We start from the raw sequence: 26,539 nt of genomic DNA on the forward strand, positions 1-26,539 counted from the left end.
CGGGTGGACGAGGGGGTGGGGGGGTGGTTGGGGGGTGTGTGGTGAGGGTGTAGAGGGAGTGGAGGGCGGAGGCGCGGAGTTCGGCGCGGGTTTGGGCTGATTCGGGGGTGAAGCCGGTGGCTACGGTGACGATGCCGTGGGTGGGGCGTTCGGCGTAGGCGAGGTGGAGTAGGCCGCCTAGGAGTTCGGTTACCTGGGGGGCGGGTGACGGAGCCGCGCCGGCTGGGGGCCGGAAGATTTCGGGTGTGGGCGACATCGGTCACTCCTCGCGACGGACCTGCGGACCTCGCGGTCCTTTGGTGAATGCGTTCCGGCACGCGTGCGGGCCCGGTGCGGCTCGGGGGCCGGTGATGTGGGCACCCGCGAGATCCGCACCGGGCCTGCCGGGGGGCGAGCCGCCCCTGGTGCCCGAAATCGGATGGCCTGGTCAGGCGGCGTCGCGGGGGCTGTTCTGGTAGGCGGCGAGTTTCCACTCGCCGTCGTGCTTGGTGACGACCCAGGTGGCGCGGATCTTGCGGTCGGCGGGGAGTTCGGTCTCGCCGGCGGGGATGACGCCGCCCTCGGTGATGACCACGGCGGTGTCGGGGGTGAGGAAGCGGAGGTCGATGGGGGTGCCGGTGACGCGGGTGTCCTTGTAGGGGCCCTGGAAGGCGAAGGACATGAAGCCTTCGATGTCGGCGGTGCCCTTGCGGTAGAAGCCGGGGAGGATCATGGTGCCGTCGGGGGTGAAGACTCCGGCGAAGGCGGTGGCGTCCTGGGCGGCCCAGGCGGCGACGACGCGGCCGGGGACGGTGGCGACGGCGGCCTTGTCGGCGTCGGTGACGGGACCGGCGGGAGCGGTGGTGGTCATGGCGCTAGCCCTTCTGCGTGGGGGGAGACGCTCAGGTGTGCGTCGGCGCGCTCGGATGGGGGTGAGAGCGTCGATGCGGTTGTGCGTGGGAGTGCTCAGGGGCACTCAGATGTAGAGGGTGTCGGGGGCCAGGCCGCACAGGACGCGGCCGTACAGTTCGGCGTTGGTGTCGGGGTGCATCAGGGCGTGCAGGTTGACGGCCTGGATGTCGCGGGCGATGCGCTGGATCGGCACGTTGCTGTAGATGGACGAGCCGCCGCTCGCGCCGGCGAGGATCTCGACCGACTCCTTGGCGAGCTTGACGACCTGGCCCATGTCGGCGCGGGCCTTGACGCGCTGCTCCAGGGTCCACTCCGAGCCGTCGACGGCCTTGGTGTCGACGGTGGTGGCGAGGCGCAGGGCGTGGAACTCGGCCTGGTCGAGCTTGGCGGCGGCCTCGGCCACCTGGAGGTGGGTCAGGGGGGCCTCGGCCTGGCTGCCGTAGCCGGTGTAGGTGATCTTGCGGTCCGGGAGGCGCTCGAAGAAGGCGTCCTTGGCGGCGCGGGCCAGGCCGACGACGGTGCCGACGGACGAGGCCGAGGCGACCGGGAGCAGGGGGGCCCGGTAGATGGGGCTGTTGGCGTTGATCTTCGACGCGTACTGGCCCATGAGGATGGCCGGCAGCGGGATGACCCTCGCGGACGGCACGAACAGGTTCTGGGCGGCGGTGCTGACGCTGCCGGTGCCCTTGAGGCCGGAGGTGTGCCAGTCGTCGATGATCTGCAGCTCGGAGATCGGCACCAGCGCCATGACGGGCATGGGCTCGCCCTCCGGCGGCACCAGGACGGCGATGATCTCCTGCCAGTGGGCGTGGTGTGCGCCGCTGATGAAGCCCCACTTGCCGTTCACCACGATGCCGCCGTCCACGGGGGTGGCCATCGCGGACGGGCTGAGGGTGCCGCAGATCCGCACGTCAGGGGTGGAGAAGACCTCGTCCTGCACCTCGTCGGGGAACAGGCAGGCCATGAAGGTGGGGATCCAGTACACCGACGCGACCCACGCGGTGGAGGCGTCGCCGCGGCCGAGCTCGGCGGCCACCTCGACGAGCGTGCGGGTGTCGGCCTCGTAGCCGCCGTAGCGGGCGGGGGTGCGCAGCTTGAAGATGCCGGCGTCGGCGAGCGCGTCGATCGAGTCCTGGTGGATGCGCCGGTTCTCCTCCGACCACGCCGCGTTCTCGCGCAGAAGCGGGACGAGTTCGGACGCCCGGCCGACAAGCTGGTCCCGGGTGGGAACGTCGGTCGTCAGCACCATTTCCTCCTATGGGGTGACAGTCCGGAGACCGTGGAGCCGGCGAGCGCCGGACGGCCGGTGGGACGGGTCGCGGGCGCGACGGCGAAACCGCCTCCGCCCACCCTTCCGAAGGTCCCACCGGGCTCTCACCGGCGCATCTTCTGAAGTGCGAAGCCGTCGCAGGCCCGCAACCTGAGAGATGCCGTCACGCACGCCCGATGTGACGATTTACGACATCGCGGACTTTCCTTCGAGCCCGTCCGCACCGGACGCATCGCTCGACCACTACCGATTCGAGGAGTTGAGGTGCGAGTAGACGATGCAGTTCCGTTGACGGAGGAGCAGGCCCCGGCCGTCCCCGCGGACCGGCCGAAGACGCGCCCGCTGACCGGAGACGAGTACATCGAGACCTTGCGCGACGGCCGGGAGATCTTCCTCCACGGCGAGCGGGTCAAGGACGTCACCGCGCACCCGGCGTTCCACAACCCGGTGCGGATGACCGCCCGCCTGTACGACGCGCTGCACGACCCGGAGAAGCAGCCGATCCTCACCAAGCCGACCGACACCGGCAGCGACGGGTACACCCACCGCTTCTTCACCACGCCGCACAGCGTGGAGGACCTCGTCGCCGACCAGCAGGCCATCGCGGCCTGGTCGCGCATGAGCTACGGCTGGATGGGCCGCAGCCCCGACTACAAGGCGTCCTTCCTCGGCACGCTCGGCGCCAACGCCGACTTCTACGAGCCGTTCGACGACAACGCGCGCCGCTGGTACAAGGAGTCGCAGGAGAAGGTCCTGTACTGGAACCACGCGATCGTGCACCCGCCGGTGGACCGCAACCGGCCGCCGGACGAGGTGGCCGACGTGTTCATCCACGTCGAGAAGGAGACCGACGCCGGTCTGGTGGTGAGCGGCGCCAAGGTGGTGGCCACCGGGTCGGCGCTCACCCACTACAACTTCATCGCGCACTACGGCCTGCCGATCAAGGACAAGAAGTTCGCGCTGGTCGCCACGGTGCCGATGGGCGCGCCGGGCATGAAGCTGATCTGCCGGCCGTCGTACACCACCACCGCCGCGGTGATGGGCACGCCGTTCGACTACCCGCTGTCCTCGCGGCTGGACGAGAACGACACCATCCTCGTGCTGGACAAGGTGCTGATCCCCTGGGAGAACGTCTTCGTCTACGGCCACCTCGGCAAGGCGCTGCTGTTCACCGGCCGTTCGGGCTTCTTCGAGCGGTTCACCTTCCACGGCTGCACGCGGCTCGCGGTGAAGCTGGAGTTCCTCGCGGGGCTGCTGATCCGGGCCACCGAGATGACCGGCACCAAGGACTTCCGCGGCGTGCAGACCCGCATCGGCGAGGTGCTGGCCTGGCGCAACCTGTTCTGGGCGTTCTCCGACGCGGCGGCGCGCAACCCGGTGCACTGGAAGGACGGCGCGCTGCTGCCGAACCCGGCGTACGGCATGGCGTACCGCTGGTTCATGCAGATCGGCTACCCGCGGATCAAGGAGATCATCCAGCAGGACATCGCCAGCGGGCTGATCTACATCAACTCCAGCGCCGCGGACTTCGCCAACCCCGACATCCGCCCGTACCTCGACAAGTACGTGCGCGGCTCGGACGGCACCGAGGCCGTGGAGCGCATCAAGCTCATGAAGCTGCTGTGGGACGCCGTGGGCACCGAGTTCGGCGGCCGGCACGAGCTGTACGAGCGCAACTACGCCGGCAACCACGAGAACACCCGGGTGGAGCTGCTCAACGCGCAGCTCGCCAACGGCCAGGTGGACCAGTACAAGGCGTTCGTCGCCGAGTGCATGTCCGAGTACGACCTGGACGGCTGGACGGCCCCCGACCTCAGCTCGTTCGCCGACCTGCGGTTCGACCACGGGAGCCTGAACATCTGAGCCTCCCGAAGACCGAGGCCACCCGGAGCGGCAGCCGGGTGGCCTTCGTCATGCCCGGCCCCGTGCCCGGCGAGAACTGAGACACGGCGGGCGGACAGTGGAAAGCCCCGTACGGGGCCCGGCGGACGGACAGCGGAAAGCCCCTGGCGCCGTTGCCAGGGGCTCGCCGGGAGCGGGTGCTCAGGCCGCTGAGGCGCTCGCCACGCGGGAGCTGACGGTGGCGATGAAGTCCTCCAGGGTGGGGTCGTCCTCGAAGATGTCAGCGACCTCGATCCACACCCCGAACTCCTCGTCCACCCGGGACGCGATCCTCGTGGCCGCGATGGACTCGCCGTTCAGCTCGAAGAACGTGGCGTTCTCCTCGCCGGGCACCACGGCCAGCACGTCCGTCCAGATCTTGGTGACCTTCCGTCTGATCTCGGGGAGGTCGTTGCCGTCGCTCATCAGGTCTCCTTTGCCTAGATCCGCTGCAGTGGGGCGTCAGGGGTGGCGACCGCCTCGTCGAGGATCCGGCGGAACTCCGCCGCCATGCCGGTGAAGGTGCGCTCGGCGAAGAGGTTGCTGTTGAACCCCAGCGTCGCCACGATCTCCCCGGAGGAGTCGATCTCCATCTGCCAGAGCGCCCCGTCGGGGACGTCCCCGCCGATCGGCTGGTCGAGCCGCCGCGGGATCTCCGAGTACTCCAGGTCGCCGACCACCTCGTGGTCGCCCGGCACCGGGGAGCGGAACACCTGGAACGCGCAGACCGCCTTGTCGTCCTCGACGAGGGGGCTCATCAGCGTGGGCGCCTCTTCGAGGACGTGCGCGAACGGGATGTCGTGCGAGTAGGCCTCCATGCAGGTGACCCGGGCCCGCTCCACCACCTGGCGGAACGTCTCGCACCCCTCGATGTCGGTGCGCAGCGGCATGAAGTTGAAGAACGACCCGACGGTGTTGTGGAAGCGCGCCTGCGCGCGGCCGGAGCTGAACGTCGGCACCACGATGTCGGTGGACCCGGTCATCCGGTGCAGCAGCACGCTGTACGCCGCGAAAAGGATCATGAACGGCGAGCTCCGGGTCTCCCGGGACAACTTCAGGATCGCCGAGGTCGACTCGGCCGGGATCGCGAAGCGGTGCCAGGAGGTCGTCTTCGGCAGGTGCTCCGACCGGCGGTGGTCGGTGGTGGTGGCCGTGATGCACGCGCCGCGCAGCTTCTCGCGCCAGTACTGCCGGGCACGGGTGCCGGGCGCCTCGGCGGCGCTCGTCAACTGCCAGCGGGCGTACTCCTGGTACTGCCGCGCGTCGGGCAGCTCCACCGGGTGGCCGCGCCGCATGGCGTACAGGGCGGCGAGGTCGCGCATCAGCAGCCGCATCGACCACTCGTCCACGGCGGTGTGGTGCGCGATGAGCACCAGCACGCCGTCGCTCGCGTCGAACCGCCCGAAGACGGCGCGCAGCAGCGGCAGGTCCCTGATGCTGTACGACCCGGCCTCGGCCTCGTTGACCAGCTCGCCCGCCGCCTGGTCGCGGTCGGCCGGCGCGACCCCGCGCAGGTCGCGCACGGTCAGCTCGGGGGAACCCGGCGGGAAGATCTGCTGGTAGCGGCCGGTGGGGTCGTTGACGATGGACGTGCGCAGCGCCTCGTGCCGCACGACCAGGTCGCCGAGCGCGTCCCGCAGCACCGCGGTGTCGACCAGCCCGCCGACGCGCCAGCCGCACACGATGTTGTACTGCGGGCCGAACGGGCCCTCCTCCTCACCGGAGGAGAACATGACGAGGAATTCCTGGTTGAAGGAGAGCGGAACCCGTTCCGTGACATCCGCCAGTATCGGGCTGGTCGCCTCTGAAATGCTCATCTCATTACCCCTGACCCCTGACCTCTGCCGAGGTCACGCGCTGTCATATCGAATTTACCGGCCCCCGGGGAAATAGAATTCTCCGAGAATGCCGGATTTCCGGGACCGGGTTTGGAAATGACTTTCCCCGGTCCCGGAAAGGGCGGCTCAGCGCAGTTCGACGCCGGCGCTCGCGGCGGCCTGGAGGAAGTCGCCCCGCGACAGCGCGGCGGCGATCAGCTCGATGTCGTCGGACAGGTAGCGGTCCACGTCCAGGGTCGGCACCAGCGACCGCACCATGTCGTAGGTCGCCTTGCCGGCGGGGCTGAGACCGCCGTAGCGGCCGGACAGGTCCACCGCCTGGGCGGCGGCGAGGAACTCCACCGCCAGGATGCGGTTGTTGTTGCCGAGCACCCGGCGGGCGTTGCGCGCCGCGATGAGACCCATGCTGACGACGTCCTGGTTGTCGCCGTTGGACGGCACGCTCTGGATGCTGGCCGGGCCGATGGTCCGGTTCTCGGCGACCAGCGCGGTGGCCGGGTACTGCGCGGGGGCGAAGCCGCTGTTCAGGCCGGGGTCGCCGGCGACGAGGAACTCGGGCAGGCCGTCGCTGAGGTGGCGGTTGAGCAGCCGGTTGGTGCGCCGCTCGGAGAACACCCCGAGCTGGGTGAGGGCGATGGTGACGTAGTCCATGGCGAACGCGACCGGCTGGCCGTGGAAGTTCGCGCCGTGGAACACCTCCTGGCCCTCGAAGAACAGCGGGTTGTCGTTGGAGGAGTTCAGCTCGATGTGCAGCTTCTCGGTGGCGTGGTACAGGGTGTCGCGGACCGCGCCGACCACCTGCGGGATGGCCCGCAGGGTGTACGCCTTCTGCATGTACACCTCGGTGCGGGACACGCCGTCCCCGGAGTGCTGCTCGGCGGCCTGGCGGCGCAGGTCGGCGTGCTCCAGCGCCAGGGCGGTGCCGTTCATCAGGGCCCGCATGTTCCAGGCGGTGTCGATCTGGCCCTGGTGCGGGCGGGCGATGTCGTGGCCCTCGGCGAGGAACGGGCTCTTGGAGCCGCGCATCGTCTCCACGACCAGGGCGGTCACCATCTCGGCCTGCCGCACCTGGGTGAGGGCCCGGCCGACGACGAGGGCGCCGAGGCCGGTCATGCCGGAGGTGCCGTTGATGAGCGACAGGCCCTCCTTGAAGCGCAGCTCCAGCGGCTCGATGCCGTGGTGGCGCAGCACCGGGCCGGTCTCGACCCGCTTGCCGTCGCGCAGCACGTAGCCCTCGCCGATGACGGTCACCGCGATGTGCGCCAGCGTCGACAGGTCGCCGCTCGCGCCGAGGGAGCCGATCTCCGGGATGGCCGGGGTGATGCCGAGGTTCAGGTACAGCGCGAGGCGCTCAAGGAGCTCGGGGCGCACCGCCGAGTAGCCCTTGGCGAGGGCGTTCAGCCGGGCGGCGAGGATCGCCCTGGCCTCGTCCTCGGCGAACACCGGGCCCACGCCGGCGCTGTGGCTGCGCACCAGGTTGGTCTGGAGTTCCACCTCCTTGGACAGGTCCACCAGCATGTAGATCATCTCGCCGTAGCCGGTGGTCACGCCGTAGACGGGCACACCGTCGCGGATGGTGTCCTCGAACATGCGCCTGCTGTCGGCGGCCCTGGCCAGCGCCGACGGGGACACCGCGCACGGCGCCCACTCCTCGGCGACCCGCCGCACACCGGCGATGTCCAGGCTCTCACCATCGAAATCAACAGACAGTTCGGTCTCGACCAGAGTCACGTTGTCTCACCCCATAATCAGTGCGTTTGCCGCAGCGTTGTTGACGTGGGTTTCGTGTCGCCCCGCTTCAGGGCCGGGGAGCCCGCGGCGGTCGACCTTGCCGCCGACCGTGCGCGGGAGCCGGTCGAGGGTCCGGAACGTCACCGGCGGGGTCGCCTTGCCGAACCGGCGGCGCAGCGCGGCGCGCCACGTCGCGGGCGTCCCGTCCGCCTCGGCCGGGACGACGTAGGCCACCAGGCGCGCCACCAGGCCCTGCGCGTCGGCCACCGGGACCACCGCGCACTCGGTCACCGACGCGTCGGCGGCGAGCGCCGCCTCGATGTCGGTGAGCTCCATGCGGACGCCGTTGAACTTGACCTGGAAGTCCTCGCGCCCGCCGAACTCCAGCGTGCCGTCGGCCCGCAGGCGTCCCCGGTCGCCGGTGCGGTAGCACCGCGTGCCGCCCGGGTCCGCGCCCCGGATCGGCCGGAACGCGGGATCGTCCCCGGCCGTGCCGACGTAGCCCGGGGTGACGTACGGGCTCTCGATGACGATCTGCCCGGTGACCCCGGGCGGGCACGGCCGGTCGTGCTCGTCGAGCACCACCACCCGCCGCCCCGGGATCGCCCGCCCGATCGGCACCGTGCCGTCCTGCGGCCCGCCGACCTCGTGCCAGGTCGCGAGGATCGACTCGGTGGGCCCGTAAAGATTGACCAGCCGCACCCCCGGCACCACGTCCCGCAGCCGCTCCACCAGCTCACCCGGCAGAGGCTCACCCGCCAGCAGCAGATGCCCGAGCGCCGGCGCCCGCCGCATCACCCCCGCGAGCTGCCGCGCGAAACTCGGCACCGTCTGGAAGTGCGTCACCCGCTCCGCCACCAGCCAGTCCGCCAGCTTCTCCGGATTGGCCCGCAGCCGATCCGGCACCGGACAGACCGTCCCCCCCGCCACCAGCGCGGAGAACGCCTCGACCAGCCCCGCGTCGTACCCCGGCGCCGCCCACTGCGCCACCCGCGCCCCGGGCCCGATCCCGAACTCGGCCGCGAACCAGGTGACGAACTGCGCCAGCGTCGCATGCGTCTGCGGAATCCCCTTCGGCCTCCCGGTGGACCCGGAGGTGTACGTGACGTAGGCCCACCCCGCTGCGCTCCCAGGCGCGGCGGGCACGGCGCCGGCCGGCAGGGAGGTCACGTCGAGGATGTGGCCGGCCAGTTCTTCCCGGTACCAGCGGAGCAGGCCGTCCTCGGGCTGCTCGCCGTCCACGACGACCACGGTGGGGCGTATGTCCGTGAGGACGGCGCGGCCACGTTCGCCGATGTCGCCGGCGCCGAGGCAGACCAGGCGGGCGCGGGCCATGAGGACGGCCAGGCAGGCGACGACCTGGCGGGGGCCGGAGGACATGCGGACGGCGACCGGCCGGCCGGCGGGGAGGGCGGCGGCGACGGAGGAGGCCCGGGAGACGAGCTCACGGTAGGTGAGCTCCTCCCCCGGCCAGGACAGCGCGACGACGTCGGGGTGCCGGGCGGCGATGCCGAGAACCAGGTCGGGTACCGGGCGGATGTGCGGCTCGGGCGGATCAGAAGGCTCAGTCACTCGTGTTCCCTTCACCTCGCGGCGTCCACGGCGAGAGAGAGGTCGCGTGGGGCGGCCACGCGCCATCGAGTGGAGTGCGCCGGCGGGGAGGCGCTCTAGTGGTGCGGGTCCTCGATGCCGAAGCGGGCCATCGCGCGCTCGCGGTTCGCCATGGTGGACAGGTAGACGGCGATGCCGGCGTGGCTGTGCAGGGTGGACATGTCCCGCCAGATGCGCTCGACCCGCTCGCCGTTGCGTACGGCGCTTGACCCGGCGGTGGGGAACAGGTACCGCTGCACGGCGTCCCAGCTCAGCCGGACGGCTTCCCGCCCGATGGTGGCGATGCGCAGCTCCTGCTCCCGGGTGAACAGCTCCGAGCCCTTGGCGCACGTCTCGGTCCACTCGCGCAGGGCGTTGAGAATGGCGCCCTCCGCGGTGTCGATCTTGGCGGTGGCCTCGCCGTACCAGAACTGGAAGTCGGGGTTCTCCGCCCGCCCGGTGATCGGCGGGAACGACGTCGTCCGCGACACCATCAGCTCCTCGTAGGCGTCGAGCATGCCCTGCGCCATCCCGACGGCCAGCACCGCGCTCTCCAGGATCATGAAGCTCAGCGGCCCGCCGCCGTACTGCGGATTGCCGTGCAACCGCAGACCCGGCGTGCCCTCGGTGACGGAGACCCCGCTGATGTGCGAGGCGATGGTGCGGTGGTCGGGCACGAACGCGTCGTCGATCACGATGCTGTGCGACCCGCTGCCCTTGAGCCCGAGCTGGCCGCCCCAGTCGTCCAGCCGCCGCCAGTCCGCGCGCGGCACGATGAAGAACATCGGCATCGGCGGCTCACCGTCGGCGTACGGCACCAGCGTGTGCCCCATGAAGTGGGTGGCGTACGGCGCGCCCGAGCAGTAGGCCCAGGTGCCGCTGATCCGCCATCCCCCTTCGACGCGCTCGGCGGTGCCGGAGGGCATCACCGTGGCGGGGCTGATGAAGTCACCACCGGCGAAGATCTCGTCCTGCGCCCGCTCGCCGAACAGGGTGGCCGCCGCCAGCGCGTGCGCGGCGCCGAGGGTGTACATCCAGCCGGTGGACGGGCAGCCCCGGGTGAGCGTCATCGCCACGCGCATGAAGGTGTCGACCCCGAACTCGTAGCCGCCGTACCGCCGGGGCACCAGGATCCGGTAGAACCCGGCCCGGGCGAACCGCTCGTGCACGTCCTCGGAGTAGTACGTGCGCGCCTCGGTGCCGGCCTGCTCCTCGACCAGGAGCGGGATCAGCGCCGCCGCCCGCGCCACGACCTCCTCCGGCGTGAGTCCGGGCTCGGGCGGCAGGACGACATCCTGTTCGCGAACATCGGTGATAACAGCCATTGCCGCAGGTCCTTTGTCCGTAGATGGTCCGGCTCTCCGCCACGTCCGGCCATGGGGTCAGCGTCACACCCGTCCCCGGCGGCACGCATCTCCCTGAGTGCGGTGTGACCGGGCCCGCCGGCGCGTGCCCGGGTGGCGGGACCCCGGCGACCTCCCGATACCGCAACCCCAAAGATGCGGCGCCCCCGTCCCGCCCGGAATCATTCGACGTGAACCGTGCCCCGCCGTCCGGCCGACGACTTCCGCGAGCCCGCCGATCGGCCCCGCCGCGCCCGCCGACCGCGGGACCCGCCGTGCCGCTCCCCTTACGTGCGACCCGAGACGCCATGCCTGGCGAGCAGGAGGAGATCGAGTGAAGAGCAGAACCGTCATCGACGTCTGGGTGCCGGACCTCACCTTCCCCGGATGGATGGACCGCTGGTACCAGCAGGCCGCGGACTTCGAGCGGCGCCATCCCGAGTACGAGGTCCGCGTGTCCGGCCAGGACTTCTGGACGTTCCCGCTGAAGGTCGCCGAGGCCTCCGCCGCCGGGCGCATGCCCGCGCTGGCCGAGTACTACTTCTACGCCGGCCAGGCGGCCCGCGACTCGCTGGCCCCGGACGGCAGCCCGATGTTCACCTCCGTCGAGAAGGCCCTCGCCGGCCGCACCGAGGTGCTCGGCGAGCCGGTCGTGCTGGCCGACGTCATCAAGCCGCTGCGCGACTACTACACCTACGACGGCGACCTCGCGTGCATGCCGTCGGTCGGCACGACCAGCCTCCTGTACGCCAACAAGGACATCCTGCGCCGCGCCGGCATCGACGCGCTGCCGCGCACGTGGCGCGAGGTCGAGGAGGTCTGCGACGTCCTCGCCGCCATGAAGGACGGCCCGGCGTACCCGATCACGTGGTCCGACCACGGCACGTTCTTCCAGCAGGCCCTGGCCATCCAGGGCGGCCTGCTGGTGGACAACCACAACGGCCGCACCGGGCCCGCGACGACCGTGGACCTCGCCACCAACGAGATGCTGACGTGGGTGGAGTGGTGGCGCGGCCTGCACGCCAAGGGCCACTACCTGTGGACCGGCGGCATCCCCGACTGGGCGGGCACGTTCAAGGCGTTCGCCGACCAGAGCGCGGCGATCCGCATCACCTCGTCCAACGACGTGAACTACATGGTGCAGGCGGCCAAGGCGAACGGCTTCGACATCGAGGTCGGCATCTTCCCCTACCCCGACGACATCCCGTACGTCGGCAACGCGGTCGCGGGCACCGCCATCTGGATGGCGAACCACCTGGACGAGGCCACGCAGGAGGGCGCGCTGGCGTTCCTGATGTGGCTGCACAGCCCGCGGGTCGCCGCGGAGCGGCACAAGGCCAACAGCTTCATGCCGCTCACCCACTCCTCGTTCGCGCTGCTGGAGGAGGAGGGCTGGTTCGACCAGCACCCCTACCACCGGGTGGCCAGCGAGCACGTCAACGCCTACCCCGAGGGGGCGATCCGCTCGGTGCGGGCCACCGGCGAGGTGCCGATCTCCGAGGGCGCGCTGATCGGCGACTTCGCCGGCAACCAGGACGTGATGACCCGCGCCATGGGTGACGTGCTGAACGGCGCCGACCCGGTGACGCGGTTCATCGAGGCCACGGCCGAGGCGCAGCGCCTGCTGGACGCCTACCACGCCGACCGCCTGGACGGCGGCCCGACCAGCCCGGCGAGCCTGCGTGTGGAGCACTTCGCCGCCGCGGCGGCCGGCCGCGACTACTCGGCCGCCGACCTGGAGAAGGTCGTGAAGCTGAGGGGCTGACCCGCGAGACGGGGAAGGCGGCCCCGGGATCGGATCCCGGGGCCGCCTTTTCGCGTCGCCGAACGGTCAGGCCGTCTTGCGTGCCACCGCGACGAGGTAGCCGAACTCCTTGATGAGGCCCACCGGCGTGCGGAGGATCTCCAGCATGGGGATGATGTCGGTGCCGTACCGGGCCACGAGGTCGTCCCACTTGGAGTTGACGCCCTCGATGGTGCGCACGGACGACTTGGCGGTGTGCTCGCTGATGTCGAGCAGCTCCACCAGCTCCAGCCCCGAGTCCGCCACCAGCGCGCGGTACTCGCCCTCGTCCAGCAGCGGCCCCGCGGCCATGTCCCGCAGGAACTCGCGGACGGCCCGCTCGTCCTCGGGGTCCATCTCGGCGTTCTTCAGCTTGTCGGTCCAGACGACGCGGCCGCCGGGCCGCAGCACGCGGCGCAGCTCGCGCAGGGTCTCCAGGCGGGGCATGTGCAGCAGCGCGTCGAACACCCAGACGACGTCGAAGGAGTCGTCGGGGTAGCCGAGGTTCAGTACGTCGTCGTTGTACTCGAACCGCACGCGGTCCGCGAGGCCCTTGGCGGCGGCGCGCCGGTTGGCCTCGTCGATCTGCGGCTGGAGGTTGGAGACGCCGACGATCTCGGCGGGGGTGGCCTCGGCGAGCTGGAACGCGGACAGGCCGATGCCGCAGCCGACGTCCAGCATGCGGCCGCCGTTCTCCAGGCCCGACTTGGAGATGAGCAGGTCGGTCATCCGCTCGGCGGCCACCCGGTTGGAGCTCTCGTCGTTCTCGTCGTGCCAGTAGCCCTGGTGGAAGTTCTCGTCCCACACCTCGATGAGCACGAGGCTGATGGTGTCGTAGAACTCGGCGGTCTCGGCCGAGGTCGGGGCGGCTTGGTCTGTGGTCATGCGGTGCTCCTAGAGTGGCTTCTCCGCGGTGATGAAGATGAAGGTGCCCGGGGTGGCCTCGTGGCGCACGGTCAGCCCGGCGTCGGCCAGCCACCGCTTGATGTCGGCCGGCTCGAACAGCCGCATGCCTTCCTGGTGGCCGGGGAAGTAGTGCGAGGCCTGGAAGTAGCGGGCGATCGGGTCGGACGCCATGCTGAAGGTCATCAGGGTGAAGGTGCCGCCGGGCTTGAGGCACCGGCCCACCTCGGCGATGGCCGCGGGGGTGTCGGCGGGGAAGGCCTGCAGGGCGTTCCAGCACATCACGGCGCCGAGGGACTCGTCGTGGAACGGCAGCACCCGGGCGCCCGCCATGACGGCGGGGAGCTGCGGCAGCCGGGTGCGCAGCGCGGTGAGCATGGGGACGTAGGCGTCGTAGGCGATGACGCGCTCGGCGCCGACGGCCTCCACCAGCATCTCGGTCCACCGGCCGGCCCCGCAGGCGAGGTCGAGCACCGGGCCGTCCACCGGCGTGACGTGCTCGGTGATGTAGCGGCGCTCGTCCTCGGGGGTGACCTGGCCACCCCAGTTGCCGCCCGCGATGCGCAGGAAGTTGGGCCGGGCGTACGCCTCGTAGAACAGGCCCATGCTCGGCAGCTCGGCCAGCTTGTAGAGGAAGTCGCCGGGGTTGTTCTGCGCGCCCTCGGACAGGTTGAGGATGCCCTTGCCCGCGGGGTACTCGACGGCGCAGCTCACGCAGCGCACGCCGCCGCCGGCGACCTCCAGGCCGCCCTGGCAGTTCGGGCACCGCAGCGCCGTCACGTGCGGGGCGAAGATGTCGTTGGGCGACTCCGGCGGGGTGGGCACCTGGTCGCGGGGCGGCACCGAGCCGGTGACGACCGGGGCCGGGGTGCCGTTGCCCGCCGCCCAGTACGCCTTGGCGCCGGCGTGGCCCCACACGGTGCGGGTGTCCTTCTGCCAGTTGGCGGCGATCTGCTCGGCGCTGAGCGCGCTGATCCAGCTCTGGTCGAAGGCCTGCTCGTCGTTGTCCATCAGGGCCCAGACCGCCGGGGACGGGAACACCCGCCCGATGACGGGACGCGCGGGGTCGAGCTCCTGCAGGCCGCGCTCCAGGCGGGTCCAGTCGTCGGCGGTGAGGCCACGCTCGGCGGCGACGGCCAGCACACGCTCACGGTCGGCGGGGAAGTGCGCGACCAGGTAGGCCAGCGTCACCGACAGGGCGCCGCCGTTGGCCGCGCGCCGCCACAGGTCGAGGTACAGGTCCAGGCCGGCCCGCGCGGCGGTGGTCACCGGGCCGGGCTCGGGGTACTCGGCCTCGATGAGCATGCCGAGCAGCACGGCCAGGTAGCCCTTGCGCTCGTCGTCCACCTCGGCGAGGCGCTCCACGACGAGGGGCACGGCGGGCGCGGCGAGGGTCGTCAGTTCCCCGTCGTCCCACAGGGCGTCCACCAGGTGGTGGAACTCCTCGCCGAGACGGCCGGCGCTCGCGCCGGTGAACGCGTCGACGACGCCAGCCACCGCCGGGTCAACCGTGGAAACACTCATGTGCAGCGTCCTTTCTGGAGCATTGGATGGCCGTCCCTCAGCGGTGAGGCTTCCTGGCGGAGACGATCACGTAGCCGATCTGGTCCCTGCGCGGGGCGAAGAACCCCGAGTGCAGCCGGGAGAACTCGCTGACGGCCTCGTCGCCGAACTTGGCGGCCACGGCGTCCCGGCCGGACATCGCGACCCGCAGGTACTTGGCTTTCCTGCCGAACACCCGGGGGCCGCACTGGGTGTACTCCTCGATGTCGAAGCCCACGGCGCGCAGGTGGTCGAGCCACTCCGGCAGCGTCGGCAGGACGGGAAGTTTGAGGGTCTCCATGAACTTCGCGATGCGGTGCGGCTCGGCGTCCGACTCCAGGCTGAAGTCGGAGAACGTGAGCCTGCCGCCGGGGCGCAGCACCCGGAACAGCTCACCGAGCACCTGGCCGAGGTCGGCGGCGTTCTGCAGCGACTCCAGGGCCAGCACGGCGTCGAAGGTGCCGTCGGGGTGGGTCAGCGCGGCGTAGTCGCCGTACTCGAAGCCCACCTGGCCGGTGAGGCCGGCGGCGGCGGCCCGCTGCCGGGCCTTGTCGATCTCGAAGCCGCTCACGTTGACGCCGGTGACCCGCACGCCGAACGTCCTGGCCAGGTAGATCGCGGTGGCGCCCGGCCCGCACCCGGCGTCCAGGACGTGCTCCCCCGGCCGCAGGCCGAGTGTGTCGGCGACCTTGCGGCTGACGCGGTGCACGGCCTCGGTGAGCGGGGCGTCGTCCTCGTCGTCGTACCAGTACCACATGTGGATCTGGCCGTCGCGCAGCTCGTCCCCGATGGGGGAACGTTCGTCGTAGTGCTCACCGATGACGGCCGCGCCGGCGGCGCCGGATTCGTTCCCCATGGATGCGTCGCCTTCCGTCGAGCGGCCTCGCGGCCTCCGGGCGGGAGGCACGGAACGCGGAGTGATCTGCCTGTTCAATGGTGGTCCTCGGCCCCGCTCCCCACATCTCCGAGAGTGCCGAGTCCACCCCCTATACGCGGCTCACCTGCGCACACCGGGAGATGCGCCGGGCCGGACGCCGGGGGGACGCTCGGCTGGACCATGTCCGGAAACCAGATCGGGAAGGCACGCCGCCCATGACCACGATCAGCGAGCGGGACGCGAGCATCGCTCTCCCGGGCGAGCCGGCCTTCGAGGCCGCGGCCCAGGTCTTCAACCTCATCGCCCCGGCCACCCCGGCCGCGGCGGTCACCGTGCGCACCGTCGAGGAGGTCAGGTCGGCCCTCGCGTACGCGGCGGCCGCGGGCCTCGGGGTGCGGGTGCACACCACCGGGCACGCCTCGGCGACAGCCCGCCCCATGCACGACGCCCTGCTCATCCGCACCCTGATGGACGGCGGAGTCGAGATCGACGCCGCCCGCCGGGTGGCCCGGGTGCCCGCCGGTACACGCTGGGGCGCGGTGGTGGAGGCCGCGGCGCCGTACGGGCTGACCGGGCCGCACGGCTCGTCCCCCACGGTGGGTGTCGTCGGGTACCTGCTGCGCGGGGGCCTCAGCTTCTACGGCCGGGCCACCGGGCTCGCCGTCAACAGCGTGCGGGCCGTGGAGCTGGTCACGGCGGACGGCGAGCACCGCCGGGTGGACGCGGAGTCCGACCCGGAGCTGTTCTGGGCCGTGCGCGGCGGGGGCGGCGGCTTCGGCGTCGTCACCGCGGTCGAGATCGACCTGTTCCCCGTCGCCAAGGTGGTCACCGGGGCGGCGTACTGGACGGCCGAGCACGCCGGGCGGCTGCTCGCGACGTGGCTGGCGTGGGCCCCGGACGCGCCGCCGGAGGCCTCGACGTCGCTGCGGATCATGAACCTGCCGCCGGTGCCCGAGGTGCCGCCGGTGCTCGCCGGGCGGCCGGTGGTGTGCGTGGACGGCGCCGTGCTCAGCACGGGCGACGACGCGTCCGCCGCCGAGGCGCACGCCGCGGAGCTGCTCGGGCCGCTGCGGTCGATCGCCGAGCCGGTGATGGACGGCTGGGCGACCACCACCCTCGCCGGCGTGCTGGAGGCGCACATGGAGCCGGGTGACCCGCTGCCCATCGCGGGCGACCACATGCTGCTCGGGGAACTCGGCGACGAGGGCGCGGAGGTCTTCCTGCGGATGCTCGGCGAGGACTCGGGGTCCCCGCTGCTGGTCGCCGGGCTGCGCCAGCTCGGCGGCGCGATCGCCGAGCCGTCCCCCTCGGGCGGCGCCCTCAGCCACCTGGACGCCGCGTACGCGTACTCGGGCGCCGGCATGCCGATCCCGCCGATGACCGTCGAGGAGATCCGTGCCCACTGCGCGAAGGTGCGCGCCGCGCTGGCCCCCTGGGACACCGGCCGCACCGTGCCGTCCTTCGTGGAGGAGATCGGCCAGCCGCAGCGCCACCTGGACGCCGCCCAGGTGACCGCGGTGGACCAGGTGCGCGAGCGGGTCGACCCGGCGGGCCTGTTCCGCGGCGACATCACCCCGAACGCCACCGCGCCGCACTGAGCGGCCACGCGGGAAAGGCCCCGGCCGGGCGGCCGGGGCCTTTCACATGCGGGGGTCAGGTGCCCGCGGGCACCTTCGGCTCGGCCGCGGCGGACGCGGTGACAGCCGCGCGGCGCCGGGCGGAGCGCTTGTTCCACGCGCGCACCAGGGGCTGCTCCAGCAGGTAGTAGCTCAGCGTCGCGGCCACGACGCTGCCGACGAGGACGAACGTCACCAGCGGCCAGAAGCTCGCGCTGCCGCGGAGCATGGCGTCGATGACCGGCGGCTTGCCGAACACGTTTCCGTTCTCCACGAAGAAGTTCTGGAACGGGACGTGCCACAGGTAGATGCCGTAGGAGATGCGGCCGAGGTAGCGCATCGGGGCGTTGGCCAGCGTGACGTCCATCAGCCGGGACCGGGCCTCCGGCACGGCGAGCGGGATGATGAACAGCATGGCGAACACCAGGATCAGGCAGTGCCCCACCAGCTCCTGGACCATGCCGCCGACGGTGCCCGAGCCCGGCACGCCGAACGGCTTCGGGATGTTGACCAGGTAGACGACCAGGGCACCCAGCCAGAACAGGTTGGGGTGCCGGCCGGCCGAGCGCAGGATGCCCGAGGAGATCCCCGTCACCTCCGCCTTGGCGGTCACCACGGCGAGCCACATGCCGCAGGCGAACGCGCTGACGTAGTAGAACGGCCAGAACCACAGCTCGTACGGGCCGGTGAAGCTCGGGTTGTTGGTGTAAGCCACCCACGCCAGGCCGATGGCCAGCAGGATCACCGCGGGGATGATCGCGCGGCGGGCCCGCACCGCGGCGTCCGCCGCCTTCCCGGCGAACTTGACGGCAAGCCAGGCCAGCAACGGCAGGGCCAGGTAGAACGTCAGCTCGGTCGGCACCGTCCAGGTGTGCTGGAGGGCGATCCCCGGCTGGTCCACCGGGATGAAGAAGTGCAGCGCGAGCACCGGGCGGATGACGTCCCAGGCGCTGTTGATGCCCTGCAGGTTGACGGCCAGCAGGGCGACCACGACCACCAGCCAGTACGCCGGCAGGATCCGCAGCCCCCGCCGGAACAGGAAGTCCCCGACCGCCGGGCCGCGGGTGCCGGTGATGACGGCGCGGGCGAACGGGCGGTAGAGGAACAACCCCGACAACACGAAGAACGGCGGCAGCATGACCGTCAGGCCGTCCGCCAGGTGGCCCCAGATCCCGTTGCCGGGCTGGTCCATGAAATTCGTGACACCGGACTGCCACGCGACGTGGAAGACCAGCACTCCCACCGCGAGGACGCCGCGGACTCCTTCGAGTTTGGGAATGCGTTTATTACTGCCGATCTCCGCGTCGCTCAAGCGAGTCGTCGCCACCATAGTGTTCCTCCCCTCAGGGGCCGGTTCCCCTGCTCGGCTTCATTTCGCATGCCGTATTTCCGGCTCGCGACGACATCGTCGCGCTCGGCCTCGGGGTGGAGCATCTTCAGAAATGCTGAATATCTTTTCCGCCGGGGTGGGACGAAAGATTCAGACCGCGTCGCGCAGGGCCCGGCGGTCCAGCTTCCCGTTCGCGGTCTCGGGCAGGTCGTCCACGAAGCGCACGTCGCGCGGGTACTTGTGCGGCGCGAGCGTGGCGCGCACGTGGTCCTTCAGCTCGGCCGCGGTGACCGGGCGCCGCGCCACCACCCACGCGCGGGGCAGGGTCAGGCCGTCCACCTGGTAGCCGACCACGGCGCAGTCGGCCACGGCCGCATGGGCACGCAGGCAGTTCTCGATCTCCGAGGGGGCCACCCACACGCCGCTGACCTTCAGCAGGTCGTCGGCGCGGCCCTTGTAGTAGAAGAACCCGTCGGCGTCCCTGCTGAACAGGTCGCCCGAGCGCACGGTGTGCGGGGCGGGGAAGGTCTGCGCCGACTTCTCCGGCGAGCGCCAGTACTCCAGCGCGCAGGTCTCGCCGACGATCTCCAGCACGCCGACCTCGCCGTCCGGCACGGTGTTCCCGTCCTTGTCGACCACCCGGGCGCGGTACCCGGGCACCGCCTGGCCGAGGCTGCCCTGCCGGGCGTGGCCCGGCCGGTTCGACAGGTAGCCGTGGTAGACCTCCGAGGAGCCGATGCAGTCGATGACCTCGACGCCGAACGTCTCGATCCACGCGCGGTGCAGCTCCGGCGGCAGGGCCTCCCCCGCCGACAGGCACACCCGCAGGCAGCTCAGGTCCTGCGCGGCGGCCTCGGGGTGGGAGACCATGGCGCTCATCATGGTCGGCACGTTGACCAGCACGGTCGGGCGGTGCTCGGCGATCAGCTCGAAGATCTTGTCGGCGGTGCTGCGCTCGGGGAACGCGATGCCCGCGGCGCCGACGCCGAACGGGAACAGGGCGGTCAGGTCGCGGGCGTACCCGAAGAACAGCTTGGGTACCGGCAGCACGATGTCGTCCGGCCGCATGTCCAGCACACCGCGGGCGAACCACTCGAAGCTGAGGCGTGGCGCCCTGGCGGCCAGCACGCACGCCTTGGGCGCGCCGGTGCTGCCGGTGGTGAACTTGAAGATCGCCACGTCGTCCCTGGTGGTGGGGGCGGCCTCCAGCTCGGCCGGCTGGGCGTCGACCAGCGTCTCGAAGTGCCGCTCGCCCTCCCCGAGGTCCCGCGGCGCCACCCCGGTCACCAGCAGGCCGCGCACACCCGCGGCGCGCAGCCGGTCCAGGGTCGCCGCGTCGGCCACCACGACCGCGGGCTCGATGTAGTCCACGTAGTACCGGTAGTCCTTGGGCTGAAGGAAGGTGTACACCTCGGCGGTGACCGCGCCGATCTTCTGCGCGCCGTACCACGTGGCGACGAAGTCCACCCCGTCGGCCAGCGCGATCAGCACCCGGTCGCCCCGCCGCACCCCTATCTCCAGCAGGGCGTTGCCCACCTGGTTCGCCCGGGCGGCCAGCTCGCCGTACGTGGTGCGGCCGGCCGGGGTGATCAGCGCGGTGCGGCCGGGATCATTGCGGTCCACGAAGTGGGAGGCGATGTTGAACTCGTGTGGCACGTCCTCGTAGCGCATCGGCCCTCCAGTGCGCGGCTGCGGGACCCGCGGCGGTCCGGCCCGCCGCGGGCTGACCTTGCTGTGCTCTCGGGTGCGGGCGGCGCGTCCGGCGCCCTCGCGCGTGCGCGCGACCCCCACCACCCCGACATCGTCGGTGCGGCGCCCCTTTCCGCGCATCTCGGAAAATGCGGTGTCCCGCGCTGACAGGAAGTTGCCGCCCGCACGCAACTAGCTGCCGCGCGCCCATATGGCCCGGCCGCCCCGTGGCTTCCAGCATTGATCTCAGCGAGGAACTGAGAAAGCCCAGATAAAGGGGTGGAGAAATGCAGAAGCCCAGCGACCCGCGCCTGGTCCCCTCCCGGGGATCGCGCCCCGTCGTCACCTGCGGCGCCGAGGCGGTGCGGCCGTGATACTCGAGCGCTCGCCCGTGTTGTCGTACTCGTCGTACCTTTCGCTGGACGAGGTGCTGGTCGCGCAGCGGCCGCGCTCGGGCAAGCACGACGAGATGTTGTTCATCGTGGTGCACCAGGTCTACGAGCTGTGGTTCAAGCAGTTGCTGCACGAGTTCCGCAAGCTGCAGCAGGACCTGACCGAGGGCAGCACCGCGCACGCCCTGCACACCCTGCAGCGGTCCCTGAAGATCTTCAAGATGGCCGTGTCGCAGATGGACATCATGGAGACGATGACCCCGAAGCAGTTCATCGCCTTCCGCGACAGCCTCGGCACCGGCAGCGGCTTCCAGTCCGCGCAGTTCCGCGAGATCGAGGCGGTGCTCGGGCGGCGGGACCGCCGGGTCGTCACCCACTACCCCAAGGGCAGCGCCGAGCGGGCCCGGCTGGAGAGCGCGACGAACCGTCCCTCGTTGTTCGACTCGCTGCTCACCTACCTGTTCATCCGCGGCTACGCCGTGCCGCACGAGGTGCTGAAGCGCGACGTCACCCAGCCGCCCGAGCCGTCGCCGGCGGTGCAGGAGGTGCTGCGGCAGGTGTACCGGGACGACAGCGGCGCGTCGCACATCTGCGAGCGGCTGATCGACCTGGACGAGGGCATGCAGGAGTGGCGGTACCGGCACGTCAAGATGGTGGAGCGCATCATCGGCGAGCGGTCCGGCACCGGCGGCTCCACCGGCGCCTCGTACCTGCGCGGCACGCTGTTCGCGCCGATGTTCCCCGACCTGTGGGCCGTGCGGGGGCAGCTGTGAGCGCCCCGGCCGTGCGGGACGCGGGGGCGGTGATCGCCCCCGCGGCCCGCCTCGCCCCGCACTACTCGATGTTCGGGGTGACCGAGCGGCTCATGCTCACCGGCCACTCCCACCAGGCGTGGCCGGACGTCGCGCTCAGCGGGCAGGTGGACGCGCTGCGGGACGCGGCGCTCGAGCTGGACGACAAGTGGGAGCTCGCGTTCAAGAAGGCCGACCGGGTGCGCGAGGGGTTCCGCCGCTTCCTCGGCGACCCCTACGGCGAGATCGCGCTCGGCGCGAGCACCCACGACCTGGTGGTGCGGTTCCTCTCCGCGCTCGACCTGCGCGGCCGGCCCCGCCTGGTGACCTCCGACGGCGAGTTCCACACGTTGCGGCGGCAGCTCGGCCGCCTCGCCGAGGAAGGCGTGGAGATCGTCCGCGTCCCCGCGGCGCCCGTCGCCACGTTCGCCGAACGCGCCGCGGCCGCGGTGGACGACCGCACCGCCGCCGTCCTGGTGTCGGCGGTGCTGTACGAGACCGCGCGCATCGTCCCGGGCCTTGCCGACCTGGCCGAGGTGTGCTGGCGCCGCGGCGCCGAGCTGCTCGTGGACGCCTACCACGCGGCCGGCGTCGTCCCGTTCACCACCGAGGGCATCGAGTCGGCGTGGGTCGTCGGCGGCGGCTACAAGTACCTGCAGCTCGGCGAGGGCAACTGCTACCTGCGCCTGCCCGAGCACGCCGACACGTTCCGGCCCGTCGTCACCGGCTGGTTCGCCGGGTTCGGCGCCCTGACCGGCACCGAGGACGGCACCCGCGTCGGCTACCCCACGGGCGCGGCCCGCTTCGCCGGCGCGACGTACGACCCCACCAGCCACTACCGCGCCGCCCGCGTGCTCGACTTCTTCGACGACCAGGGCCTGACCCCCGAGTACCTGCGGCGGGTCTCGCTGCACCAGATGTCCCTGCTGACCCGGATCTTCGACGCGATCGGCGCGCCGCCGCACGTGATCGACCGCGACCGCGACGGCTCCCCCGAGGACTTCGGCGGCTTCCTCGCCCTGCGCACCCCCCACGCCGCCCACCTGAAGTCCGCCCTCGCCGCCCGCGGCGTCCGCACCGACCACCGCGGCCCGTACCTGCGCCTCGGCCCGGCCCCCTACCTCTCGGACGACCAGCTCGAAACCGCGATGGCCGCCCTCGCCGCCGAACTCACCGGCCGCCCGGCCACCCTGCCGTGGAGCGCCTGACATGGGACGGCCCGGCGGGGCGCGTGGGGGGACACGCCCCGGCGGGCCGGGCTCGTGGGAACACCTGGGGAACTACCTGATGACCACCGGCACCCAGTCGTGTCCGCGGACCAGCCAGCGGTCGCGGTAGCTCGGGGTGCCGGCCACCGCCAGGGCGGGGAAGCGGCGCAGGAGCATGGGGAGGGCGATCTGCGCCTCCATGCGGGCCAGGGGGGCGCCGACGCAGTAGTGCATGCCGGCGGCGAAACTGAGCGGCTGGACGTCCTTGCGGTCGGGGTCGAACGTGTGGGGGTCGGGGAAGCGGCGCGGGTCGCGGTTCCCGGCACCCATGATGGCGACGATCTTGGTGTCGGCGGGGACGCGCAGGCCCATCACCTCGACCTCGGTGGCCGCCCACCGGCTGGTGGCCTGCACCGGGGGCTCGAACCGCAGGGTCTCCTCGACGTAGCCGACCGAGAAACCGGGCTCGTTCTTGAGCCGCTCGGCGAAGTCCGGCCGCTCCAGCGCCTGGAGCACGCCGTGGCCGATCAGGTGGGTCGTGGTGTCGAAGCCCGCGTTGAGCAGGAGCATCAGGTTGCCCATCAGCTCGTCGTGGGTGAGCCGGTCGCCGTCGTCGTCGCGGGCCTGCACCAGGCGGGTCAGCAGGTCGTCCTCGGGGCGCCGGCTGCGGCGCTCGATCAGCTCGTTGAGGTACTCCGACAGGTCGTCCATCGCGCGGTCGGCCCGCGACAGCTCGTCCACGTTGGTCAGGCCCTCCAGGGCGATCATGACCTCGGCGGCGACCTCGCGGAACCAGACCTGCTTGTCCTCCGGCACGCCGAGCAGCTCGCTGATCACCGCGACGGGGAGCCGGAACGCGAACTCGCCCATGAGGTCCACCGGGGAGCCGTCCGCGCCGAGGTCGGCCAGCCGGTCGAGCAGCCGCCCGCTCATGCGCTCCACGGTCGGCCGCATCGAGGCCACCTGGCGCGGGGTGAGGGCGCTCGTCACCAGGCGGCGCATCCGGCCGTGGTCGGGCGGGTTGGTGTACAGCATGGAGTTGGTGAAGCCGCGCAGTGACGAGTGCGACCGCCAGTTGGGGTAGATGAGGTCGTAGTTCTTGTCGTCCTGCACCAGCAGCCGCGGCTCGCGCAGCACGCGGGTGCACTCGGCGTACCCGACGGCGACGACCAGGCCCGGCTTGACGTGCACAAGGTTCCCGAACGCCCGCAGTTCCTCGTACAGCGGGTAGGGGTCCCGGCGTCCCTCGGGGGACACCATGGCCGCGATCACCGCCGCCGGGCCGCTCAACCGGAACGGCCGTTCCTTCTCCAGCACCTGCTCCGCCATCGCGGCGTCTCCTCTCCCGCCCCTGTGCTTATCGGGCCGACATCTCGACGACGGACAACACGCCCGCCGGATGCACGGCCGTCACCGACAACCCGCAGGACGCGCCGAGGCCGGCCAGGTCGCTCACGCCGCGCTCCTTGCCGCCGTAGTAGGCGAGCATCCGCAGGTCCATGCCGGTGTGCGGCGACTCGCCGTCCGGCCCGACGTTCTCCACGACGAACACCGAGCCGTCGGTGCCCGCCGCCTCGGCGCAGCGGCGCAGGATCGCGCCGGCCGCGTGGTCGTTCCAGTTGTGCAGAATCAGCGAGAGCACGTATCCCCCCGCGCCCGCCGGCAACGTGTCGAAGAAGCTGCCCGGCACCGCGTCCCCCCGGTCCGCGAGGCCCGCCGCCGCCAGCGCCTTGCGCGCGGCCTCGGCCGTCTCGGGCTGGTCGACCACGGTCCCCCGGAGCTCCGGGTGCTTGGTGAGCAGCTCGATCACCAGGGACCCGTCCCCGCCGCCGACGTCCACGACGTGCCCGAGCCGCCCCCAGTCGAGCGCCCCCGCGATCGCGGGTGCCCGCACCGGCATGTCGGCCGCCATACTGGCGTCGAACGCCGCCGCCAGCCCCGGCTCGGCCGTCATGTCCTCCCAGAACGACCGCCCGAACGTCAGCGGGTACGCCGCCTCGCCCGTCCTGATGCTGTGCAGCAGGTGCACGAACGAAAGCTCGGCCCGCCCGGTCCAGCCCTCGATGTCGATCTCGGCGCGCATCCCGTCCGGGTGGTCGTCCCGCAGCAGTTCCCCCTTGGGGGTCAGCTCGTACGTCCCGCCTGGGCCCCTGCTGAACACCCCCCGCGCCGCGAGGTAGCGCAGCAGCCGCTCCAGCGCGTCGGGATCCGCCTTGACCAGCGGCGCCATCGCCACCGCCGTCCGCGTCCCGCCCGCGATGTGGTCGGCGATCCGCAAGGTGGCCGCGACCCGCAACGCCATCGGTGTCCCGAGGTGAGCCATCGCCCACAACCCGGCCCCGTTCCCGTTCCCGCCCACGACGCCCTCCTTCACCGCCCCGCCCACCGAGACACGCGCCTCGGCACCGGGCGCACGTCAATGCTCTGGCGGCCCCGTAGCGCACCGCACCTCCGAGAGTGCGGCGTGTGATCTAGAACGGCCGCTCCCGCGCCGTACCTCCCGGACTCGGGAGGATCAGGCAAGGCGCCAAGAGCATCTTTCTACCGTTTACGCAGGTCAGACTGGTGAAATGGGGTCATCGGCGAACACCGCCGCCAACGATGGAGACAGTGACCATGACCGCCACCTACGGCTTCCAGTCCACTCTGACCGCCAAACCCGGCAAGGGCGACGAACTCGTCGCACTCCTGCTGACCGGCCTGCGCCCCGGCAACCCCGGCGCGAGCGAGGACTGCCTCGTGTACCTGGTCAGCCGTTCCGCGTCCGACCCCGACGTCGTCCACATCACCGAGGGCTGGACCACCGAGGAGGCCCACCACCGGCTCTTCGCCGGCGAAGCGGCCCAGGCTCTCGTGGCCCGGTTCGCCCCGATGCTGGCCAAGGACGCCGAGTACACCGACTACGTGCCGCTCCACGGCAAGGCCACCCTCTGAAGACCTCCACCACCCGCGAGCCTCCCACCCCGCGAACCCACCGGCCTCGACCCCTCCGGCCCGTGACGACCGGACCCGCACCCACCGGCACCACCGGACCCGTACCCACCGGCACCACCGGACCCGTACCCACCGGCACCACCGGACCCGTACCCACCGGCACCACCGGATCCGTACCACCGGCACCGCAGGACCCGTACCCACCGGCACCACCGGACCTGTAAGAAAGGCAGCCCCATGACAACGGCCCGTCCCGGCATCGACCCCGAACTGCGCACGCTCCTCGCCGACCTGCCGGCCTTCCCACCGCTCACCCCCGAGGTGCTCGCGCAAGTCCGGCAGCTTCCCGCACCGCCGATCGACGCCCTTCTCCAGGGCCGCGCGATCACCCGCCGGGAGGTCACCGTCCCCGCCCCGGACGGCACGCCGATCCCCCTGTCGATCTTCAGCCCCGCCGGGGCCACGGCGCCGGCGCCGTGCGTCTACTGGATCCACGGCGGCGGAATGGTCATGGGAGACCGGTTCTCCAACATCGACCTGCCCCTGGAGTGGTCCGAGCTGACCGGCGCCGTCGTCGTCACCGTGGACTACCGGCTGGCCCCCGAGTCCACCGGCACCACCCTGGTCGAGGACTGCTACCACGGCCTGCTCTGGACCGCCGAGCACGCCGGCGAACTCGGCGTCGACCCCGCCCGCGTCGTCGTCGCCGGCATCAGCGCCGGCGGCGGCCTCGCCGCCGGAACGGCCTTGATGGCCCGCGACCGCGGCACCCCCACCCTCGCCGCCCAACTCCTGATCTGCCCCATGCTCGACCACCGCAACATCACCATCTCCAGCCACCAGTACTCCGGCGACCAGAGCGTCTGGACCCGCGAGATGAACGAGTTCGGCTGGCACGCCGTCCTCGGCCACCCCCCCACCCCCACCGCC

General features: G+C 71.6%; 22 protein-coding genes. 7 read left to right on the forward strand and 15 right to left on the reverse strand.

The window, feature by feature from the left end; translation table 11 throughout:
* The 3 genes from ABGB17_RS37335 to ABGB17_RS37345 form a co-directional block, all read right to left on the reverse strand.
* Window positions 1–256: hypothetical protein (locus ABGB17_RS37335; RefSeq protein ID WP_347638829.1), on the reverse strand; the 256-nt coding region annotated here is incomplete at its 3' end.
* Between the two features lie 171 nt (window positions 257–427).
* The gene (locus ABGB17_RS37340; RefSeq protein WP_347638831.1) at window positions 428–850 is read right to left on the reverse strand and encodes an SgcJ/EcaC family oxidoreductase; all 423 of its coding nucleotides are present in this window, start codon (window positions 848–850) and stop codon (window positions 428–430) included.
* A gap of 105 nt (window positions 851–955) precedes the next feature.
* Complete coding sequence (locus ABGB17_RS37345) at window positions 956–2,137, reverse strand: acyl-CoA dehydrogenase family protein (protein ID WP_347638833.1); 1,182 nt, start codon at window positions 2,135–2,137, stop codon at window positions 956–958.
* A 288-nt stretch (window positions 2,138–2,425) separates the two neighbouring features.
* Here ABGB17_RS37345 and ABGB17_RS37350 point away from each other — a divergent pair, with 288 nt between their 5' ends.
* Window positions 2,426–4,024 carry a 4-hydroxyphenylacetate 3-hydroxylase N-terminal domain-containing protein gene (locus ABGB17_RS37350; RefSeq protein WP_347638835.1) on the forward strand — a complete coding sequence of 533 codons (1,599 nt, stop codon included), beginning with the start codon at window positions 2,426–2,428 and terminating at the stop codon, window positions 4,022–4,024.
* A gap of 180 nt (window positions 4,025–4,204) precedes the next feature.
* On the opposite strand, the gene ABGB17_RS37355 is transcribed toward ABGB17_RS37350, so the two are convergent.
* The 5 genes from ABGB17_RS37355 to ABGB17_RS37375 form a co-directional block, all read right to left on the reverse strand.
* The gene (locus tag ABGB17_RS37355; protein ID WP_347638837.1) at window positions 4,205–4,468 is read right to left on the reverse strand and encodes a phosphopantetheine-binding protein; all 264 of its coding nucleotides are present in this window, start codon (window positions 4,466–4,468) and stop codon (window positions 4,205–4,207) included.
* 14 nt (window positions 4,469–4,482) lie between these two features.
* Window positions 4,483–5,859, reverse strand: a complete 1,377-nt coding sequence (locus ABGB17_RS37360) for a condensation domain-containing protein (RefSeq protein WP_347638839.1) — start codon at window positions 5,857–5,859, stop codon at window positions 4,483–4,485.
* 147 nt (window positions 5,860–6,006) lie between these two features.
* The gene (cmdF, locus tag ABGB17_RS37365) at window positions 6,007–7,611 is read right to left on the reverse strand and encodes a tyrosine 2,3-aminomutase (RefSeq protein WP_347638842.1); all 1,605 of its coding nucleotides are present in this window, start codon (window positions 7,609–7,611) and stop codon (window positions 6,007–6,009) included.
* A gap of 6 nt (window positions 7,612–7,617) precedes the next feature.
* Complete coding sequence (locus ABGB17_RS37370) at window positions 7,618–9,183, reverse strand: amino acid adenylation domain-containing protein (RefSeq protein ID WP_347638844.1); 1,566 nt, start codon at window positions 9,181–9,183, stop codon at window positions 7,618–7,620.
* A 95-nt stretch (window positions 9,184–9,278) separates the two neighbouring features.
* Window positions 9,279–10,526, reverse strand: coding sequence for an acyl-CoA dehydrogenase family protein (locus tag ABGB17_RS37375; protein ID WP_347638846.1), 1,248 nt, complete (start codon window positions 10,524–10,526; stop codon window positions 9,279–9,281).
* 352 nt (window positions 10,527–10,878) lie between these two features.
* Here ABGB17_RS37375 and ABGB17_RS37380 point away from each other — a divergent pair, with 352 nt between their 5' ends.
* Window positions 10,879–12,309 (forward strand): extracellular solute-binding protein, encoded by a 1,431-nt coding sequence (locus tag ABGB17_RS37380; protein ID WP_347638848.1) that lies wholly within the window; start codon window positions 10,879–10,881, stop codon window positions 12,307–12,309.
* Window positions 12,310–12,375: 66 nt separating this feature from the next.
* On the opposite strand, the gene ABGB17_RS37385 is transcribed toward ABGB17_RS37380, so the two are convergent.
* The 3 genes from ABGB17_RS37385 to ABGB17_RS37395 are packed head-to-tail and all read right to left on the reverse strand — an operon-like array spanning window position 12,376 to window position 15,628.
* Window positions 12,376–13,212, reverse strand: coding sequence for a methyltransferase domain-containing protein (locus tag ABGB17_RS37385; RefSeq protein ID WP_347638850.1), 837 nt, complete (start codon window positions 13,210–13,212; stop codon window positions 12,376–12,378).
* A 9-nt stretch (window positions 13,213–13,221) separates the two neighbouring features.
* The gene (locus ABGB17_RS37390; protein WP_347638852.1) at window positions 13,222–14,754 is read right to left on the reverse strand and encodes a class I SAM-dependent methyltransferase; all 1,533 of its coding nucleotides are present in this window, start codon (window positions 14,752–14,754) and stop codon (window positions 13,222–13,224) included.
* A 37-nt stretch (window positions 14,755–14,791) separates the two neighbouring features.
* Window positions 14,792–15,628: a methyltransferase domain-containing protein gene (locus ABGB17_RS37395; protein WP_347638854.1), complete on the reverse strand. Its 837-nt coding sequence runs from the start codon at window positions 15,626–15,628 to the stop codon at window positions 14,792–14,794.
* 236 nt (window positions 15,629–15,864) lie between these two features.
* Between ABGB17_RS37395 and ABGB17_RS37400 the strand changes: the two genes are divergently transcribed.
* On the forward strand, window positions 15,865–17,247 hold the full coding sequence (locus ABGB17_RS37400; protein ID WP_347638856.1) for an FAD-binding protein: 1,383 nt from the start codon (window positions 15,865–15,867) through the stop codon (window positions 17,245–17,247).
* Between the two features lie 55 nt (window positions 17,248–17,302).
* Here the strand turns inward: ABGB17_RS37400 and ABGB17_RS37405 are convergent, their stop codons facing one another.
* The gene (locus ABGB17_RS37405) at window positions 17,303–18,577 is read right to left on the reverse strand and encodes an acyltransferase (RefSeq protein WP_347638858.1); all 1,275 of its coding nucleotides are present in this window, start codon (window positions 18,575–18,577) and stop codon (window positions 17,303–17,305) included.
* Between the two features lie 168 nt (window positions 18,578–18,745).
* The gene (locus ABGB17_RS37410; RefSeq protein WP_347638860.1) at window positions 18,746–20,425 is read right to left on the reverse strand and encodes a benzoate-CoA ligase family protein; all 1,680 of its coding nucleotides are present in this window, start codon (window positions 20,423–20,425) and stop codon (window positions 18,746–18,748) included.
* 229 nt (window positions 20,426–20,654) lie between these two features.
* Between ABGB17_RS37410 and ABGB17_RS37415 the strand changes: the two genes are divergently transcribed.
* Window positions 20,655–21,449: a tryptophan 2,3-dioxygenase family protein gene (locus tag ABGB17_RS37415; RefSeq protein WP_347638862.1), complete on the forward strand. Its 795-nt coding sequence runs from the start codon at window positions 20,655–20,657 to the stop codon at window positions 21,447–21,449.
* Window positions 21,446–22,675 (forward strand): kynureninase, encoded by a 1,230-nt coding sequence (locus ABGB17_RS37420; protein ID WP_347638864.1) that lies wholly within the window; start codon window positions 21,446–21,448, stop codon window positions 22,673–22,675. Before ABGB17_RS37415 ends, ABGB17_RS37420 begins: the two co-directional genes overlap by 4 nt.
* 72 nt (window positions 22,676–22,747) lie before the next feature.
* Here ABGB17_RS37420 and ABGB17_RS37425 read toward each other — a convergent pair whose 3' ends face one another.
* Together ABGB17_RS37425 and ABGB17_RS37430 are read right to left on the reverse strand one after the other, a co-directional pair.
* A complete protein-coding gene (locus ABGB17_RS37425) occupies window positions 22,748–24,004 on the reverse strand; it encodes a cytochrome P450 (protein WP_347638866.1) in 1,257 nt (418 codons plus the stop codon).
* A gap of 28 nt (window positions 24,005–24,032) precedes the next feature.
* Window positions 24,033–25,034: a methyltransferase gene (locus ABGB17_RS37430; RefSeq protein WP_347638868.1), complete on the reverse strand. Its 1,002-nt coding sequence runs from the start codon at window positions 25,032–25,034 to the stop codon at window positions 24,033–24,035.
* Between the two features lie 257 nt (window positions 25,035–25,291).
* Between ABGB17_RS37430 and ABGB17_RS37435 the strand changes: the two genes are divergently transcribed.
* Together ABGB17_RS37435 and ABGB17_RS37440 are read left to right on the forward strand one after the other, a co-directional pair.
* The gene (locus ABGB17_RS37435) at window positions 25,292–25,609 is read left to right on the forward strand and encodes an antibiotic biosynthesis monooxygenase (protein WP_347638870.1); all 318 of its coding nucleotides are present in this window, start codon (window positions 25,292–25,294) and stop codon (window positions 25,607–25,609) included.
* Between the two features lie 237 nt (window positions 25,610–25,846).
* On the forward strand, window positions 25,847–26,539 hold a 693-nt coding region (locus ABGB17_RS37440; RefSeq protein WP_347638872.1), incomplete at its 3' end, for an alpha/beta hydrolase.

It is taken from the genome of Sphaerisporangium sp. B11E5 (genome assembly GCF_039871875.1).
Taxonomy (GTDB): Bacteria; Actinomycetota; Actinomycetes; order Streptosporangiales; family Streptosporangiaceae; genus Sphaerisporangium.